The following is a 1,418-nucleotide window of genomic DNA, read 5'->3' as shown; positions in this document are numbered from 1 at the left end:
CCGACGCCAGCACCAAGCCCAAGCCAAGATCGGTCACTACGCCCGACAATCTCTCACCGAGCCCTGAAACGGATCTCCTGCTGGAGTACTAGGCGGTCAACCGAGGCGGGGCCGAAAGCGGACCGAGGTGTCTCGATGAGTTCGCACTCAGCTTGGGCATTTTGGCGCCTTCCGGCCGGGTGGCCAAATGGGGCCGAATTCTCCCCACTTCGTCACCGGAGCACGCCGATGACAACGGCGGCAACAACGATCATCACCACAAGCACTGCCGTCAGCTTCTGCCGGGTAGTGAGTAGTCTCGGGTCCGGCGGGCGACTCGCTCGCACCCAATCGCCGTCGGGCAGCGGGGGCGTCCCCGACGGGTCGCGGTTAGGGTGCAGCTCGGGCGGTCTTCGGTCGTCGGTCATCACAGCCTCCGCAGCCCAGCAAGCACAGCTCGAAGCACGTCCGCACGGGTGTGAAAGACGCGTGCCCTCCCCACCGCCCGCCCACCAAGCCCCATGCTCAGCAAACGCTCGGACTCGACTTCAGACACGGCCGGTGTAGTCGGATTCAAGCTGTTCGAGCCTGCGATTGAAGGGCGACCCCGACAGCACCTCTGGTGGATTTGGATCACTCCACCGACTGACGCTCCACCTCCAGGTTGAACAGTCTCAGTGACAGTAAGGTCGACCAGTTGACCACCGCTCGAATGGAGCGGCAGAAGATCCCTGACAAACGATCACCCGCCGCAACTCGTTGCGGCCCTGGACGAGGGCGCCCTTCGGCGCACCGGTGACAGCTTCAGCGGGATCATGGCACAGCAGATCGCCCATTTGCTCTCCATGACCGAGCACGTACACGTGCTGATCGTCCCCGCCGCCACCGGCATCCACATCGGGCTGCCGGGGCCGTTCGCGCTGGCGCGAACGAGCGAGGGACGGTGGATCGGCCACCTGGAAAGTCAGCTCGGTGGAGAGGTGGTCGACAAAGACGTTGGAGTGGCTAAGCTGCACATGATGTGGGAGAGCGTTCGCGATGAGGCTCTGCCGCGCAACCCGTCCGTCGACCTATTGAAGGAAGTAGAGACCTACCATGGACCTCAATAGCGCCCAGTGAGAAAATCTACCCGTAGCGGGGCGAGCGGCGGCAACTGCGTCGAGGTCACCGACAACCTGCCGGGAGTCGTCGGCGTCCGGGATTCCGAGGACCCGAGCGGCCCGGCGTTGGTGTTCGGGCCCACCGCGTGGCGCGCATTCGTCGCGCAGCTGCCCCAGCAGCCCTGACCCCACCCGCCAAGAGCAGGCTCTGAGCACACGAAGAGAATCCCCAGCCCCGGTCTTGCAGGGCTGGGGATTCTCGTTCGCTACCCGCCGATCAGCCGAAGCAGTTCTCGATCGGGTCCGGGCTGCCCTCGCAGTTGGTCGGGGAGTTGCCCT

Annotated in this window: 1 protein-coding gene and 2 pseudogenes; 2 read left to right on the top strand and 1 reads right to left on the bottom strand. The window is 64.7% G+C overall.

Annotation, left to right across the window (positions count from 1 at the left end; translation table 11 throughout):
• Positions 1 to 212: 212 nt before the first annotated feature.
• Positions 213 to 407, bottom strand: a complete 195-nt coding sequence (locus K228_RS28100) for a hypothetical protein (protein ID WP_025620798.1) — start codon at positions 405 to 407, stop codon at positions 213 to 215.
• 239 nt (positions 408 to 646) lie between these two features.
• Between K228_RS28100 and K228_RS26320 the strand changes: the two are divergent.
• Positions 647 to 1,088, top strand: a pseudogene (locus K228_RS26320) (DUF5753 domain-containing protein); the annotation flags it as partial.
• A pseudogene (locus K228_RS28090) lies at positions 1,075 to 1,265 on the top strand (DUF397 domain-containing protein). The pseudogenes K228_RS26320 and K228_RS28090, both read left to right, overlap by 14 nt.
• The last annotated feature ends 153 nt before the right edge of the window (positions 1,266 to 1,418 follow it).

It is taken from the genome of Salinispora cortesiana, from assembly GCF_000484695.1.
GTDB lineage: Bacteria > Actinomycetota > Actinomycetes > Mycobacteriales > Micromonosporaceae > Micromonospora > Micromonospora cortesiana.
The sequence above is the reverse complement of the archived record's forward strand: the minus strand, read 5'-3'. Positions and strand labels throughout refer to the sequence as shown.